Annotated in this window: 14 protein-coding genes; 4 read left to right on the forward strand and 10 right to left on the reverse strand. The window is 62.1% G+C overall.

Annotated features, from left to right (window positions below):
- Positions 1-3 precede the first annotated feature (3 nt).
- The gene (gene pldB / locus ACJ8QI_RS19255) at positions 4-1,047 is read right to left on the reverse strand and encodes a lysophospholipase L2 (RefSeq protein WP_442532949.1); all 1,044 of its coding nucleotides are present in this window, start codon (positions 1,045-1,047) and stop codon (positions 4-6) included.
- A gap of 147 nt (positions 1,048-1,194) precedes the next feature.
- Here pldB and rhtB point away from each other — a divergent pair, with 147 nt between their 5' ends.
- Entirely contained in the window at positions 1,195-1,815 is a 621-nt protein-coding gene (gene rhtB / locus ACJ8QI_RS19260; protein ID WP_025304879.1) for a homoserine/homoserine lactone efflux protein, read from the forward strand.
- A 48-nt stretch (positions 1,816-1,863) separates the two neighbouring features.
- Here the strand turns inward: rhtB and rhtC are convergent, their stop codons facing one another.
- The 3 genes from rhtC to pldA are packed head-to-tail and all read right to left on the reverse strand — an operon-like array spanning position 1,864 to position 5,251.
- The gene (gene rhtC / locus ACJ8QI_RS19265; protein WP_142109126.1) at positions 1,864-2,484 is read right to left on the reverse strand and encodes a threonine export protein RhtC; all 621 of its coding nucleotides are present in this window, start codon (positions 2,482-2,484) and stop codon (positions 1,864-1,866) included.
- Positions 2,485-2,496: 12 nt separating this feature from the next.
- A complete protein-coding gene (recQ, locus tag ACJ8QI_RS19270) occupies positions 2,497-4,329 on the reverse strand; it encodes an ATP-dependent DNA helicase RecQ (RefSeq protein ID WP_033649642.1) in 1,833 nt (610 codons plus the stop codon).
- Between the two features lie 43 nt (positions 4,330-4,372).
- Positions 4,373-5,251, reverse strand: a complete 879-nt coding sequence (pldA, locus tag ACJ8QI_RS19275; RefSeq protein ID WP_004934270.1) for a phospholipase A — start codon at positions 5,249-5,251, stop codon at positions 4,373-4,375.
- Positions 5,252-5,454: 203 nt separating this feature from the next.
- Here pldA and ACJ8QI_RS19280 point away from each other — a divergent pair, with 203 nt between their 5' ends.
- Together ACJ8QI_RS19280 and rarD are read left to right on the forward strand one after the other, a co-directional pair.
- Positions 5,455-5,925, forward strand: coding sequence for a thioesterase family protein (locus ACJ8QI_RS19280; protein WP_033649641.1), 471 nt, complete (start codon positions 5,455-5,457; stop codon positions 5,923-5,925).
- Positions 5,926-5,991: 66 nt separating this feature from the next.
- Positions 5,992-6,879, forward strand: coding sequence for an EamA family transporter RarD (gene rarD / locus ACJ8QI_RS19285; RefSeq protein WP_060424204.1), 888 nt, complete (start codon positions 5,992-5,994; stop codon positions 6,877-6,879).
- Positions 6,880-6,895: 16 nt separating this feature from the next.
- Here the strand turns inward: rarD and corA are convergent, their stop codons facing one another.
- Positions 6,896-7,846 carry a magnesium/cobalt transporter CorA gene (corA, locus tag ACJ8QI_RS19290; RefSeq protein WP_004934262.1) on the reverse strand — a complete coding sequence of 317 codons (951 nt, stop codon included), beginning with the start codon at positions 7,844-7,846 and terminating at the stop codon, positions 6,896-6,898.
- Positions 7,847-8,291: 445 nt separating this feature from the next.
- Between corA and ACJ8QI_RS19295 the strand changes: the two genes are divergently transcribed.
- Entirely contained in the window at positions 8,292-8,765 is a 474-nt protein-coding gene (locus ACJ8QI_RS19295) for a WbuC family cupin fold metalloprotein (protein ID WP_025160392.1), read from the forward strand.
- Positions 8,766-8,810: 45 nt separating this feature from the next.
- Here the strand turns inward: ACJ8QI_RS19295 and uvrD are convergent, their stop codons facing one another.
- The 5 genes from uvrD to dapF form a co-directional block, all read right to left on the reverse strand.
- Entirely contained in the window at positions 8,811-10,973 is a 2,163-nt protein-coding gene (gene uvrD / locus ACJ8QI_RS19300; RefSeq protein WP_038874108.1) for a DNA helicase II, read from the reverse strand.
- A gap of 78 nt (positions 10,974-11,051) precedes the next feature.
- Positions 11,052-11,768 carry a 5-amino-6-(5-phospho-D-ribitylamino)uracil phosphatase YigB gene (gene yigB / locus ACJ8QI_RS19305; protein ID WP_100396582.1) on the reverse strand — a complete coding sequence of 239 codons (717 nt, stop codon included), beginning with the start codon at positions 11,766-11,768 and terminating at the stop codon, positions 11,052-11,054.
- A complete protein-coding gene (gene xerC / locus ACJ8QI_RS19310; protein WP_442532950.1) occupies positions 11,768-12,679 on the reverse strand; it encodes a tyrosine recombinase XerC in 912 nt (303 codons plus the stop codon). The genes yigB and xerC overlap by 1 nt, the downstream gene beginning before the upstream one ends.
- On the reverse strand, positions 12,676-13,389 hold the full coding sequence (locus ACJ8QI_RS19315; RefSeq protein WP_060424209.1) for a DUF484 domain-containing protein: 714 nt from the start codon (positions 13,387-13,389) through the stop codon (positions 12,676-12,678). Before ACJ8QI_RS19315 ends, xerC begins: the two co-directional genes overlap by 4 nt.
- Positions 13,386-14,210 carry a diaminopimelate epimerase gene (dapF, locus tag ACJ8QI_RS19320; protein ID WP_049200051.1) on the reverse strand — a complete coding sequence of 275 codons (825 nt, stop codon included), beginning with the start codon at positions 14,208-14,210 and terminating at the stop codon, positions 13,386-13,388. Before dapF ends, ACJ8QI_RS19315 begins: the two co-directional genes overlap by 4 nt.
- Positions 14,211-14,214: the final 4 nt, after the last annotated feature.

Genomic DNA, 14,214 nt, shown 5'->3' on the forward strand with positions numbered 1-14,214 from the left:
GCGTTATGTTCTAACCTCTGATGGAGTTGTCGGCGGCAGCGCGCCGCCTAAGTGTTGAGCAAAGAAGCGCAGGATTGCGTTCAGTGCTTCGGCGCGCATCGCGTCCCGCTCGAACAGGATCTCATGGCGTGCGCCGTTGATAACCCACGGGAGCCCCCCTTCGCAAGGGCGCCCCGCGTCTGACAGAGCCTGACAAAAAGCCTGATGCGAACGGTTGTCGACCACCCGTTCCTCACCGGCCTGCAAAAGCAACAGCGGCGTTGTTATCTCCCCGGCCTGAGCGATAATCTGCCGGCCGGCGCGGATGCTCTCCCGCACCCAATGGTAGGTCGGCCCGCCCACCTGCAGCTCGGGGTAATCGGCGTAATAGCGCAGGCTGCGCCGATAGCGCTCGCGGCTGTGGGTCAACACGTTGACCACATAGGGCAACGGACGCCACTGGCCGGTGCCCACCGCGTAGTAGTCGCGGATCGCCGGGCGCGTCTCCACCCAGTCGAGAATGCGATCGGCCAACCAGACCGGCATCGGCAACTGGATGCCGAACATCGGCGCGCAAAACGCCGCCGCGTCGAACGCCTGCGGCCGGCGCTGCAGAAACTGCGCCAGGATCGCGCCGCCCATCGAATGCGCCAGCGCGAAGCGCTGCCGATAACCGCGCGATTCGACCTCGCGCTGCCAAAGCTGCTCGAAATCGTCCACGTAGTCGGCGAAGTTTACCACATGACCGCGGTGCGTATCCGCCAGTAAACGGCCGGAGCGCCCCTGGCCGCGATGATCGACGATCACCACGTCGTAACCGCAGTGGAACAGATCGTAGGCCACCTCGGGGTATTTCACGTAGCTTTCGATGCGGCCGGGGCTGACCACCACCACCCGCTGATGTCGCGCGGAGCGAAAACGCACAAAGCGGATCGGCACGCCGTCCACGCCGCTGAACTCGCCCTCTTCCCGCAGCCGCCAGAAGTCCAGCAGCGGCCCGGTGGCGAAGGCAGCGAACTGCGTTTCACGCGTTAACCAGTCATCGGAGCTGAGAATGAACGAGGTCATCGAGAGCGTTTTCCTTGTGGGGCCGGCGGAAAATGTGACCGCTGGCACAAGAAATCATACTAGCGTATTGTGATTCAATTCTTACAAAAAACGGCGCCGCCTCGGCGCATTGTGGCACAAAACGACACTTTCAGGGAGCCGAGAACCATGACCTTGGACTGGTGGTTAACCTACCTGCTGACCACGCTTATCCTCAGCCTGTCCCCCGGCTCAGGCGCCATCAACACCATGAGCACCGGCATCAGCCACGGCTATCGCGGCGCCGCCGCGTCGATCGCCGGGCTGCAGGTCGGGCTAAGTGCGCACATCGTGCTGGTGGGCATCGGCCTCGGCGCGCTGATTTCTCAATCGCTGCTGGCGTTCGAGCTGCTGAAATGGCTGGGCGCCGCCTACCTGGTGTGGCTCGGCATCCAGCAATGGCGCGCCGCCGGGGCGCTGGATCTGCATGCGCTGGCGGGCAGCATGCCGCGCCGCCGTCTGTTCCGCCGCGCGGTGCTGGTCAACCTGACCAACCCGAAAAGCATCGTGTTCCTCGCTGCGCTGTTCCCGCAGTTCATCTTGCCTAATCAGCCGCAGGCCGAGCAGTATCTGGTGCTCGGCGTCACTACCGTGGTGGTGGATATTCTGGTGATGATCGGTTACGCCACCCTGGCGACGCGCATCGCCGGCTGGCTGAGAACGCCGCGCCAGATGCAGCTGCTCAACCGGGTGTTCGGTTCGCTGTTCATTTTGGTGGCGGGGCTGCTGGCGACCGCCCGCAAAGCCTGACAAAAAAGGCCGGGCATCGCTGCTCGGCCTTGGGCATGTCACTGCCGATCAGCGGGTAAAGATCAGGTGTAACCCGAAGCCGGTGAACAGCACGCCCGCCACCCCGTCGATCCACTTGGCCAACCGCTGGTAGCCGCGGCGCATCGCCGGCAGCGCGAACACCACTGCCACCAGGCTGAACCAGACGAAGGTCTCGGCGACGATCAGCAGGAACAGTCCCCAGCGCGCCCCGGCGCCGACGCTGTCGCCGACGAACAGCGAGAACACGCTGCCGAAATAGATCACCGCTTTCGGGTTGGACAGATTGGTCAGGAAGCCGCGAATAAAGCTGCGCCCGGCCTTCGGCAACGCCACCTGAGTCTCCGCCGCCGGCTGCGCTTGCTGCGCCCGCGCGGAGCGCAGCAGCTGCCACCCCATCCAGCACAGGTAAATGCCGCCGCCGACCATGATGATCTGATGCAGCCAGGCCATCTTCTGCAGGATCAGGTGCAGCCCCATCAACGCCACGCCGGCCCACACCACGATGCCGAGCGAAATGCCGACCACGCCCATCATCGCCTCGCGGCGCGAGCGGCTGGCGGCAGTTTGCGACACGAAAAAGAAGTCCGGCCCCGGGCTCATCAGCGCAATCAGATGTACCAGCGCCACGGTGAGAAACAACATCAGCATGATTTATCGCCCTCAGTCTTCGTCATTGTCGAGATGGTCGCGGATCATCGCCATAAAGGGCGCGCCGAAACGCTCCAGTTTGCGCTGGCCGACGCCGTTGACGCTCAGCAGATCGCCGGCCTTGATCGGCATCTGTTCGGCCATTTCCAGCAGCGTGGCGTCGTTGAACACCACGTAGGGTGGAATATTTTCTTCGTCGGCGATCGATTTGCGCAATTTGCGCAGCTTGGCGAACAGCTTGCGATCGTAATTGCCGCCGTAGGATTTCTGGTTGGCGCTGCCGCGCGACTTCAGGCTCTGGATACGCGGCACCGCCAGCTGCAGCGCCACTTCGCCGCGCAACACCGGACGCGCCGCCTCGGTCAATTGCAGCGCCGAGTGCATGGCAATGTTCTGGGTGATAAAGCCCAGGTGGATCAGCTGGCGCAGCACGCTGGTCCAGTGCTCGGTGGTTTGATCGCGGCCGATGCCGTATACCGGCAGCTTGTCGTGACCGTATTCGCGAATGCGCTGGTTGTTGGAGCCGCGCAGCACTTCCACGATGTACCCGAGGCCGAAGCGCTGGCCGACGCGGTACACGCAGGACAGCGCCTTGCGCGCGTCCTCCAGCCCGTCGTAGCGCTTGGGCGGATCGAGGCAGATGTCGCAGTTGCCGCAGTTCTCGTGCTTGCCTTCGCCGAAGTAGTTGAGCAGCACCAGACGGCGGCAGGTTTGCGCCTCGGCGAACGCGCCCATGGCGTTCAGCTTGTGGCGCTCGATGTCCAACTGCTGCCCGGCGGGTTTTTCCTCCAGGCAGCGGCGCAGCCAGGCCATGTCGGCCGGATCGTACAGCAGGATGGCTTCGGCCGGCAGGCCGTCGCGCCCGGCGCGGCCGGTCTCCTGATAATAGGATTCGATATTGCGCGGGATGTCGAAATGCACCACGAAGCGCACGTTGGGTTTATTGATGCCCATGCCGAAGGCGACGGTAGCCACCACCACCTGCAAATCGTCACGCTGGAACGCTTCCTGCACCTGCGCGCGGCGATCGTTGTCCAGCCCGGCGTGGTAGGCGCCGACGCTCAGCCCGCGGCTTTGCAGACGCGCGGCGGTGTCTTCCACCTTGGCGCGGCTGTTGCAATAGATAATGCCGCTCTTGCCGCGCTGATCCTGCACGAAGCGCCACAGCTGATCGAGCGGTTTGAATTTTTCCACCAGCGTGTAGCGGATGTTAGGCCGGTCGAAGCTGCTGACCTGCACCAGCGGGTCCTGCAGCGACAGCAGGCGCACGATATCGCCGCGGGTGGACTCGTCGGCGGTGGCGGTCAGCGCGATCACCGGCATCGACGGGAAGCGCTGTTTCAGCTGACCCAGCGCGCGATATTCCGGCCGGAAGTCATGGCCCCACTGCGAAATACAGTGCGCCTCATCCACCGCCAGCATCGCCGGCGGACAGTGATCGAGCAGGCTGAGGAAACTTTCCATCATCAGCCGTTCCGGCGCGATGTACAGCATCTTGATGGTGCCGTTGCGGCAGCCGGCCATAACGTCCAGCTGCTCCTCGCGGGTTTGCGTCGAGTTGTAGCAGGCGGCGGAAACGCCGTAGGCCAACAGTTGGTCGACCTGGTCCTTCATCAGCGAGATCAGCGGGGAAACCACCAGCGTCAGGCCGTCCATCACCAGCGCCGGGATTTGGTAACACAGCGACTTGCCGCCGCCGGTCGGCATCACCACCAGGCAATCCTGCCCGCCGATCGCGGCGTTGATAATCGTTTGTTGGCCCGGACGGAATTGCTGGTAGCCAAAGGTATCGCGCAATACCTGTTCGGCCAGCAACTCTCTGTTAATCACTGCTGCGGTTGACACACACTTCCCCATTTTTTAATCGGTACACACCCAGCGGGTATGATTACATAATATCGTTCAGCATGACACCAACGCCCACCCGTGTCTGCCGGAAGTTATAGTCGATCAGCGATTCGCCGTAGCCGCTGAACACCTGGGTATAGAAACGCACGTTGCGGGTGATCGGATAGCTCCAGCCCAGCTCCGCGCCGCCGTAGCCGCTGTTCCAGTTGTAGTGGCTGTCGACGCTGAACACGCTGTCGCCCCAGGCGTAACCGACCTTCAGCCGGTAGTATCCCATGTATTTGGTGATGTCCGGGTTGTCGTCGTTGCTCGAGCTCTCCGAGAAACGGAACCAGGGCTTGAGATCCACCTGCCAGTTGCCGTTTTGCGCCATCAGCCGCGCATAGCCGCGATTCCAGCTGCGCGACGTCGGATCCGAGCGGCCGTTAGACTGATGGTTAACGCCGATTTCAACATCGCGCAGCGTCCAACCGGCAAAGCGGTAATCGGTCGCCCACCCCACGAACAGCTGCGGCTCGTAGTTGGTTTCGCGGAACGGCGAAGACTCGCCGCGGTTGGACAATTGCCACCAGGAGCGCTGAGTATAAGACGCGCCGAGCACCGAGTTGTCGCCGGCAATGCCCCGCCACAGCGGAAACGCCAGGCTAAGCTGGTATTTCACCTCGTCCTTGCGCGCCTTGTCGGCCCAGTTGTACGTCTTGATGGCCTCTTTGTTGATATCGCTGGTGTCGGTGTACAGCAGATAATTGGGATCGTAAGGATACAGCGTGAACGGATTATCGTGCTCCTGCAGCAGGTTGGCGATAATGCTGCCGCGCACCGCCGGCTTATCGTGAATCTGCTGCTCTTTGGCTTCCTCAGCCAATGCCAGCGCTGGCATCAGCAGCGTGGCGGAAACGATCCCTGACAAAATGCGCATAACCTCTCCTCACTCCAACGAAAAAGGGCAAGCCCGGAAAAAATCAGGCCATTTTACACACAAAGGAGGCGTTACCGCAGCGCAGGTCGGTTTTATTGGAATAGTCTGGAAAGCAACAAAGGTTAAGCATAAAATCAACATTCCATTAACCTGGACTGACCAGTTAGCTCCCTTAAAACGCAAAAGAAAAACGGAAACCCGCTATGTCGACCACACCACTGACCCTGGAAGCCGCCCGCCGCAAGATCGGCGAAATCTTTGTCTACCACATGCCGTTCAACCGCGAGCTTGGCCTAGAGCTACGCCGCTTCGACGATGATTACGTCGAGCTGAGCTTCACCAACCAACGCAAGCTGGTGGGCAACGCGGCACAGGAAATTCTGCACGGTGGCGTGATCGCCGCGGTGCTTGACGTCGCCGCCGGATTGGCCTGCGCCGGCGGCGTGCTGACGCGCCTGGAGCCGCTGATCGAAGAGGAGATCGCCGCCAAGCTGTCGCGCATGGGCACCATCGATCTGCGCGTCGATTACCTGCGCCCTGGCCGCGGCGAGCACTTCGTCGCCTCCGCCAGCGTGCTGCGCAGCGGCAACAAGGTCGCCGTCGCGCGCGTAGAGCTGCATAACCACGACGGCCTGCATATCGCGAGCGCCACCGCCACCTATCTGGTCGGCTGATGATTGTGTGCGGTGAGCGTCTTCAGTACACTCACCGCATCTTACGTTCCCCACCCGAGTGACGTCATGGACGCAAAGCAAACGCGTCAGGGCATTTTCTTCGCCCTGGCCGCCTATTTTATGTGGGGCATCGCCCCGGCCTATTTCAAACTGATTCAGCAAGTGCCCGCCGATGAGATCCTCACCCACCGGATCATCTGGTCGTTTTTCTTCATGCTGGCGCTGATCTCGCTGGGCCGCAGCTGGCCGAAAGTGCGGGCCGCCTGTCAAAATCGCAAACGGCTGCTGCTGCTGGCGGTCACTGCGCTGTTGATCGGCGGCAACTGGCTGCTGTTCATCTGGGCGGTGAACAACCACCATATGCTCGAGGCCAGCCTGGGCTACTTCATCAACCCGCTGGTTAACGTGCTGTTGGGGATGCTGTTTCTCGGCGAACGCTTCCGCCGCATGCAGTGGGTGGCGGTGGCGCTGGCGTTCACCGGGGTGCTGGTACAGCTCTGGCAGTTCGGCTCGTTGCCGATCATCGGTCTGGGGCTGGCGTTCAGCTTCGCCTTCTACGGCCTGCTGCGCAAGAAAATCGCCATCGACGCCCAGACCGGCATGCTGATCGAAACGCTGTGGCTGCTGCCGGTGGCGGCGGCCTATCTGTTCCTGTTCGCCGACAGCCCCACCAGCCACCTGAGCGCCAACCCGTGGTCGCTGAACCTGCTGCTGGTCGCCGCCGGCATCGTCACCACCGTGCCGCTGCTGTGCTTCACCGCGGCGGCCACCCGGCTGCGCCTGTCGACGCTCGGTTTCTTCCAGTATCTCGGCCCGACGCTGATGTTCCTGCTGGCGGTCACCTTCTACGGCGAAACCGTCGGCCAGGACAAACTGGTGACCTTCGGCTTTATCTGGGCGGCGCTGATCCTGTTCACCCTCGACGCGCTCTATACCCAGCGCAAGCTGCGCTGAGCCCGGCGCCGCCGGGTTACAGCCAGTTCTTGCGCTTGAAGTACAGGTAAGGGGCCAGGCCGGCCAGGATCATCAAGGTGATGGCGCCCGGGTAGCCGAACGACCATTTCAGCTCCGGCATGAATTCGAAGTTCATGCCGTAGCTGGAGGCCACCAGCGTTGGCGGCAGGAACACCACCGACACCACCGAGAAGATCTTGATGATGCGGTTCTGCTCGATGTTGATGAAGCCCATCGCCGCCTGCATCAGGAAGTTCACCTTCTGGAACAGCGATTCGTTGTGCGGCAGCAGGGATTCGATGTCGCGCAGCACTTCACGCGCCTGCTCCAGTTGGCCGGTCGGCAGACGCGCCTTGCGCACCAGGAAGTTGAGCGCGCGCTGGGTATCCATCAGACACAAACGCACCTTCCAGCCGATATCTTCCAGCTCCGCCAGCGTCGACAGCGCGGCGTCGTATTCGTCGCCCTGATGCCCTTCCATGATCACCCGGCTGAGCTGTTCCAGATCGCTGTAGATGTTCTCTATCTCGTCCGCCAACTGCTCAATCTTGGTTTCGAACAGATCCAGCAGCAGTTCGTAGGCGTTGCCTTCGAGCATGGTCTGGTTGCGGGCGCGCATGCGGTACAGGCGAAACGCCGGCAGTTCACGCTCGCGCAGGGTATACAGGCGGCCGTCGCGGATGGTGAACGCCACCGTGGAGTTGCCGGCGTGATCTTCCGCATCTTCAAAGTAGAAGAAGGAGTGGATATGCAGACCGTCTTCGTCTTCGAAGAAACGGGCGGAGGCTTCGATGTCGTCCAGCTCGGGACGCGTCGCCAGGCTTTGTCCCAGCTCATTCTGCACGCGCTCACGCTCGCCCTCTTCCGGCTCGACCAGGTCAACCCACAGCGATGACGTGAGATCATCCGAGTCGTCCAGCTCCAGACGGGACAAGCGGCGGTTATCTAATTTAAAAGCGCTCAGCATGTGCCAAAACTCCGTGAAGGTAACGGGTGCGGACAACGCGTTGAAGCACAGAAACAGAGGGGATGCGTATCACCGATTTGTTTCAGACCATGAAGAGATCTGACTCATAGCGACGCTTTGCGGGGTCGCCGACAACCACGAAGGCTATCAGCAAAAACGGAGAGCCTTAGAAGTTATACCTGCGGCGCAGGTCAGTGAGCCAGTATCTACTGGGTGTGTCCAAGGCGTCTGTCCTCAATGATAATAGTGCGCGCATGTTACGCCGAGAGGAAAAAGCCTGTCAACACGTTAGGCGGGATAATTGCGCAACAAATCATCACGATGATCAATGGTAAAAATGGCGCTTAAACCGTGCTGAAAAAGTCGCGGCGATCGCTTACCGCCACCAAGAATGTTGTTAAGATGACATCACCCTAATGGTACGACAAGCATGCGGATTTAAATGATGAAACAGATTACCGCCCATGAACTGACCGCGATGAGCGAACAGGCCGCCAGCGTGGCCCGCCTGCGCGCGCACCGCACTTTACACGAAGAGTTGAGCGACCCGGTGCAACGCCTGGCGATCGCCATGGAACCCGGCACCTATATCCGCCCGCACCGTCATCCGCAAACCTGGGAATTGCTGACGCCGCTGCGCGGCCGTTTTGTCGTGTTGCAGTTCAACGATGACGGCGTCGTCACGCAGCGCACCCTGCTCGGCGAAGAAACCAAAGTGCTGGAGATGCCGGCATTTACCTGGCATGCGGTGCTGTCGGTCGATGCCGGCGGCGTGGTGTTCGAAGTGAAGCAGGGCCCGTATCAGGCACTGACCGAAGAGGACTGCATGCAATGGGCGCCGCAGGAAGGCGGCGAAGGCACCGAAGCGGTGATGCGCTGGTATGCCACCGCGCAGGTCGGCGATCGCTACCCTCACTGATAATGAACGATTGCAGGGGCGTGCCCCTGCAACTCTCCCCTCTCTTTATACCGTTTCCAGGCGAGCGTAGGCCGCCACCAGCCACTTGATGCCCTCGCCCGGGAAAGCGATCTGCAGCCGGCTGTGCTCGCCGCTGCCCTCCAGATTGACGATGGTGCCTTCGCCAAACTTGGGATGGCGCACGCGCTGGCCCAGCTTGTAGCCGGTATCGTTCTCGCTGATCGGCGTGCCCATGCGGCGGTGATTGACCGGGCGCGATACGCTGGCGCGCAGGCGCACTTCTTCCACACACTCTTCCGGCAGCTCGCCGATAAAGCGCGACGGCCGATGGTAAACCTCTTTGCCGTACAGACGGCGCGTTTCGGCATAGGTCAGCGTCAGCTTCTGCATGGCGCGCGTTACGCCCACATAGGCCAGGCGGCGCTCCTCTTCCAGACGGCCGCCTTCATCCAGCGACATCTGGCTCGGGAACATGCCTTCTTCCATGCCGACGATAAACACCAGCGGGAACTCCAGGCCCTTGGCGGAGTGCAGGGTCATCAGCTGCACCGCGTCCTGGTAGGCGTCGGCCTGGCCTTCGCCCGCCTCTAGGGCCGCATGCGACAGGAACGCCTGCAGCGGCATCAGATCCTGATCTTCTTCCTGATAGCTGAACTGGCGCGTCGCCGTCACCAGTTCCTCAAGGTTTTCGATGCGCGCCTGCCCCTTTTCGCCTTTCTCCTGCTCATACATGATGAACAGCCCGGAATCGCGGATCACCCGGTCGGTCTGCACGTGGAGCGGCATGTCGGCGGTTTCATGCGCCAGCGACTCCACCAGTTCGATAAAGCGCTGCAGCGCCGACGCGGCGCGGCCGGCCAACACTTTGTCCTGCATCAGCTCGCGCGTCGCCTGCCACAGCGTCAGCTGGCGATCGCGCGCCGCCTGGCGCACCACGTCGAGGGTACGATCGCCGATGCCGCGCGTCGGGGTGTTGACCACGCGCTCGAAGGCCGCATCGTCGTTGCGGTTGGAAATGAGGCGCAGGTAAGCCAGCGCATCCTTGATTTCCTGGCGTTCGAAGAAGCGCTGGCCGCCGTAGATGCGGTACGGCATCGCCGTCTGCAGCAGCGCCTCTTCCAGCACGCGCGACTGGGCGTTGCTGCGGTACAGGATGGCGCAGTCGTTCAGCGCCCCGCCGTTGTCCTGCCAGGTCTTGATGCGGTTGACCACGAAGCGCGCTTCGTCGAGTTCGTTAAAGGCGCAGTAGATGGAGATCGGTTCGCCTTCGCCGCCTTCGGTCCACAGGTTTTTGCCCATGCGCCCGTCGTTGTTGGCGATCAGGGTGTTGGCCGCTTTCAGGATGTTGCTGGTGGAACGGTAGTTCTGCTCCAGGCGGATGGTTTCCGCGCCGGGGAAATCTTTCAGGAAGCGCTGGATGTTTTCCACCTGCGCGCCGCGCCAGCCGTAGATCGACTGGTCATCGTCACCGACGATCATCACGTTGCTGTTGCCGCCCGCCAGCAGACGGATCCAGGCGTACTGGATGCTGTTGGTATCCTGGAATTCGTCCACCAGCACGTTGGTGAAACGTTCGCGGTAGTGGTTGAGGATATGCGGCTTGTTCAGCCACAGCTCGTGCGCGCGCAGCAGCAGCTCGGCGAAATCCACCAGCCCCGCGCGATCGCAGGCTTCCTGATAGGCCTGGTAGATGCGCAGCCAGGTGGCCTCTACCGGGTTGTTGTAGGTCTCGACGTGCTGTGGCCGCAGGCCCTCGTCTTTCTTGCCGTTGATGTACCACATCGCCTGACGCGGCGGCCACTGCTTCTCGTCGACGTTCAGCGCCTTGATGATGCGCTTGAGCAGCCGCAGCTGGTCGTCGCTGTCGAGGATCTGGAAATCCTGCGGCAGGTTGGCTTCCAGGTGGTGGGCGCGCAACAGACGATGCGCCAGGCCGTGGAAGGTGCCGATCCACATGCCACCCTGACTGGTGCCGATCAGATGTTCGATACGGTGGCGCATTTCCGCCGCCGCCTTGTTGGTGAAGGTCACCGCCATGATCGAATACGGCGAACAGTTCTCCACCGACAGCAGCCAGGCGATGCGATGCACCAGTACCCGGGTCTTGCCGCTGCCCGCCCCGGCCAGAACCAACAGGTTGCTGCGCGGCGCCGCCACGGCTTCACGTTGTTTTTCATTCAGGCTGTCGAGCAGATCGGAGACGTCCATAGGCACCACTAATGGTTAAGGGAAAACCCGCCGCTGACGGGTTTTTCACTGGAAATTTATACAGAGTTCTGGCAGGGATTATAACAATGCTGTCAGCGATGCCAACTGCGAAATCTCAATATGCGGCAGCAGGCGGCTGTCGGCGGCCCGCATCAGGCAGCGTTGCCGATCGTTGATCCAACAGGCCTGCAGCCCCGCGCGCAGCGCGCCGGCGACGTCGGTAGTCAGATCGTCGCCCACGTGCAGAATCTGCTCGGGCGCCACGCCCAGCCGCTCGACGGCCAGGTGGTACATGTCCTGGTACGGTTTGGCGCGGCCGTCCGGCCCGGAGCGCAACACGAACTGGAAGTAGCCGTCCAGGCCACACTGTGCCGGATCGGCGTTGCCGTTGGTGATCGCCACCAGCGGATAGCGCGCGGCCAGCGCCTTCAGCGTGGCGTGGGTCGCTTCCGGTACCTCGATGCGGCTGCGCCACAGCGCGAAGTTTTGCATCGCCGCATCGGCCCCGATCGCCGCGTCGGCATCGCGCAGCCCCTGCCGGCTCAGCGCCAGATGAATAGCGCGCCAGCGCCACTGGGTGACGTCGTGGTAGATCTCCGGATCCTGCTCGCGCAGCTCCTGACGCAGGCGGTGGAAATCCGCCGACTGGAAGCTGTTCAGACCGGGATGGTAGCTCTGCAGGAAGGCCACCGACTGTTGTTCGGTCTGTCTAATCACCGGGCGATTGTCATACAGCGTGTCGTCCAGATCGAAAGTCAGCGCCGCCAGCGGGCGCAGCGGGCGATAAAAATGCATCAGGATTTCCCCCGTTTGGCGCGCGGATGCGCGGCATCGTACACGTTCGCCAGATGTTGAAAGTCGAGGTGGGTATAAATTTGCGTGGTGGTCAGGTTGGCGTGGCCGAGCAGCTCCTGCACCGCGCGCAGATCGCCGCTGGACTCCAGCATGTGGGTAGCGAAGGAGTGGCGCAGCTTGTGCGGGTGGATATGGCTGTTGACGCCCTGTTTCACGCCCCATTCGGCGAAGCGCTTTTGCACGTTGCGCGTCGAGATGCGCCGCCCCTGATTGGACAGGAACATCGCGTCATCTTCCGGCCCGAACAGATCGCGCATCGCCAGCCAATGTTCCAGCCAGGTGACGGCGGTGCGCCCGATCGGCAATTTGCGCTCTTTGCTGCCTTTCCCCATCACCCACACCTCGCCGGCGGCCATGTCGACATGGCGGCAATCCAGCCCCACCAGCTCGGAGAGGCGCAGGCCGGCGCCGTACATCACCTCCAGCATGGCGCGATCGCGCACCGCCAGCGGATCGTTAAGATCGATCTCCAGCAGCTGGTTCATTTCATCGACGTCGATGTTTTTCGGCAGATGGCGGCCGCTGCGCGGCGTGCGGATGCCTTTGGCGGGGTTGGCGTGCAATACGCCCTGGCTGACCAGCCAGTCGAGGAAACTGCGCAACGAAGAGAGCCGCAGCGCCAGGCTGGCGGACTGCAGGCCGGCGCGTTTGCTGCGCGCCGCCAGCATGCGCACTCGGGCGGCGTCCAGCGCCGTCCAGTCGGTGACGCCGCTCTCCTGCGCCAGGCGCATCAGCGCCGCCAGCTGGCGCGAATAGCTGAGCTGCGTCAGCGGGCTGAGTTGCCGTTCTACCTTGAGATAACGCAGAAAAGCGTCCACCGGCTGCTGCAGGCTGGGCGCAATCGGCGTCATGCGCGTTCGACCCAGCGTTCCAGCAGTTCCGGCAGCATGCGCGCCAGTTGATTGAGCATCACCGTGCCCATGCCCTGCTGATAGTGTTGCGTATCGCGGCTGCTGAAGATCACCATGCCCAGTTCGCCGTCGTCGCCCAGCATCGACAGCGCCACCGAGCCAATCTGGCCAATCTGTTTGGCCTGCGGCAACAGCAGCAGCAGTTCGGGGCCGTTCAGGCCGCCGAGGTAGTGTTGTTCGCTGCCCAGCCGCTGAATGCGGAACGGCTCGAACGCCGAACGCGTCAGCGCCAGGTGGGTAAAGTCGGAAGGCGCGCCAATCTTCCAGCGTTCGGCGAACAGGCGCACCGTGGCACCGGCCAAACCGAAGCCGCGCGCCCAGCGCTGCAGCCGGTTGAGCATGTCCTGCAGGCTATCGGCGGTGGCCAAATCGGCCTGCAGGTGCAGCAACCGGGCGAACAGCGCTTCGTTGGCGCTGGCCTGTTCCATCAACAGCGTGATCTCTTCTTCCAGCCGTTCGATGTGATTGCGCTGGCGGGCCAGATGCCATTCCACCAGCGAAACGGTGCCGCGCACCGGGTGCGGCACGCGCATCTGCTCAACCTGGCGTGCGTTGCGAATAAAGAAATCCGGGTTCTGCAGCAGATACTGCATTACGGTGTCGTCATCCAGCGCCAGGCCGGCGACGCTCTGTTCTTCTACGCTCTTCATAGATGAATAAATCCGTCATAGACATGGGTTGCCGGGCCGGTCATAAACAGCGGGTTGCCCGGCCCTTTCCAGCGAATATGCAGGCTGCCGCCCGGCAGTTCTACATGCACCTCTTCTGACAGCAATTCCTGTTGGATCCCCACCGCCACCGCCGCACAGGCGCCGCTGCCGCAGGCCTGCGTTTCGCCGGCGCCGCGCTCGTAAACGCGCAGCTTGATGTGATCGCGGCTGACCACCTGCATAAAGCCGATGTTGGCCCGTTCCGGGAAGCGCTCATGCCCTTCCAGCACCGGCCCGAGCAGCTCCACCTTGGCGGTTTTTACATCATCCACCTGCAAAACACAATGCGGGTTGCCCATCGACACCACGCCGCACAGCACGGTCTGTTCCGCCGCGCGCATGATGTAGGTCTTTTCGGCCTTGGCGGCGCGGAACGGCACCGCCTGCGGATCGAAGTTCGGCTCACCCATGTTGACGCACACCAGATCGTCGTCGGTGACGCTGAGCACCATGCGCCCGGTTTGGGTGCTGACGCGGATATCGCGCTTGTTGGTCAGCCCTTTCAGCCGCACAAAGCGCGCGAAGCAGCGCGCGCCGTTGCCGCACTGCGCCACTTCGCTGCCGTCGGCGTTGAAAATTCGGTAGTGAAAATCCAGCTCGGGATCGTAAGGCGGTTCTACCACCAGCATCTGGTCAAAGCCGACGCCCAGGTGCCGATCGGCCAGCCGGCGGATCAGCTCAGGTGAAAAATAGACATTCTGTGTAACGGCATCGACCACCATAAAGTCGTTGCCCAGACCGTGCATTTTGGAGAACTGCATATCA

Origin of the sequence: Serratia sp. CY84636 (assembly GCF_052166245.1) — a bacterium.
Classification (GTDB): domain Bacteria; phylum Pseudomonadota; class Gammaproteobacteria; order Enterobacterales; family Enterobacteriaceae; genus Serratia; species Serratia nevei.

Coding starts and splice junctions, on each gene's coding strand:
- pldB (WP_442532949.1), bottom strand. CDS start 1,047: ATGACCTCGTTCATTCTCAGCTCCGATGACTGGTTAACGCGTGAAACG.
- rhtB (WP_025304879.1), top strand. CDS start 1,195: ATGACCTTGGACTGGTGGTTAACCTACCTGCTGACCACGCTTATCCTC.
- rhtC (WP_142109126.1), bottom strand. CDS start 2,484: ATGCTGATGTTGTTTCTCACCGTGGCGCTGGTACATCTGATTGCGCTG.
- pldA (WP_004934270.1), bottom strand. CDS start 5,251: ATGCGCATTTTGTCAGGGATCGTTTCCGCCACGCTGCTGATGCCAGCG.
- ACJ8QI_RS19280 (WP_033649641.1), top strand. CDS start 5,455: ATGTCGACCACACCACTGACCCTGGAAGCCGCCCGCCGCAAGATCGGC.
- rarD (WP_060424204.1), top strand. CDS start 5,992: ATGGACGCAAAGCAAACGCGTCAGGGCATTTTCTTCGCCCTGGCCGCC.
- corA (WP_004934262.1), bottom strand. CDS start 7,846: ATGCTGAGCGCTTTTAAATTAGATAACCGCCGCTTGTCCCGTCTGGAG.
- ACJ8QI_RS19295 (WP_025160392.1), top strand. CDS start 8,292: ATGAAACAGATTACCGCCCATGAACTGACCGCGATGAGCGAACAGGCC.
- uvrD (WP_038874108.1), bottom strand. CDS start 10,973: ATGGACGTCTCCGATCTGCTCGACAGCCTGAATGAAAAACAACGTGAA.
- yigB (WP_100396582.1), bottom strand. CDS start 11,768: ATGCATTTTTATCGCCCGCTGCGCCCGCTGGCGGCGCTGACTTTCGAT.
- xerC (WP_442532950.1), bottom strand. CDS start 12,679: ATGACGCCGATTGCGCCCAGCCTGCAGCAGCCGGTGGACGCTTTTCTG.
- ACJ8QI_RS19315 (WP_060424209.1), bottom strand. CDS start 13,389: ATGAAGAGCGTAGAAGAACAGAGCGTCGCCGGCCTGGCGCTGGATGAC.
- dapF (WP_049200051.1), bottom strand. CDS start 14,210: ATGCAGTTCTCCAAAATGCACGGTCTGGGCAACGACTTTATGGTGGTC.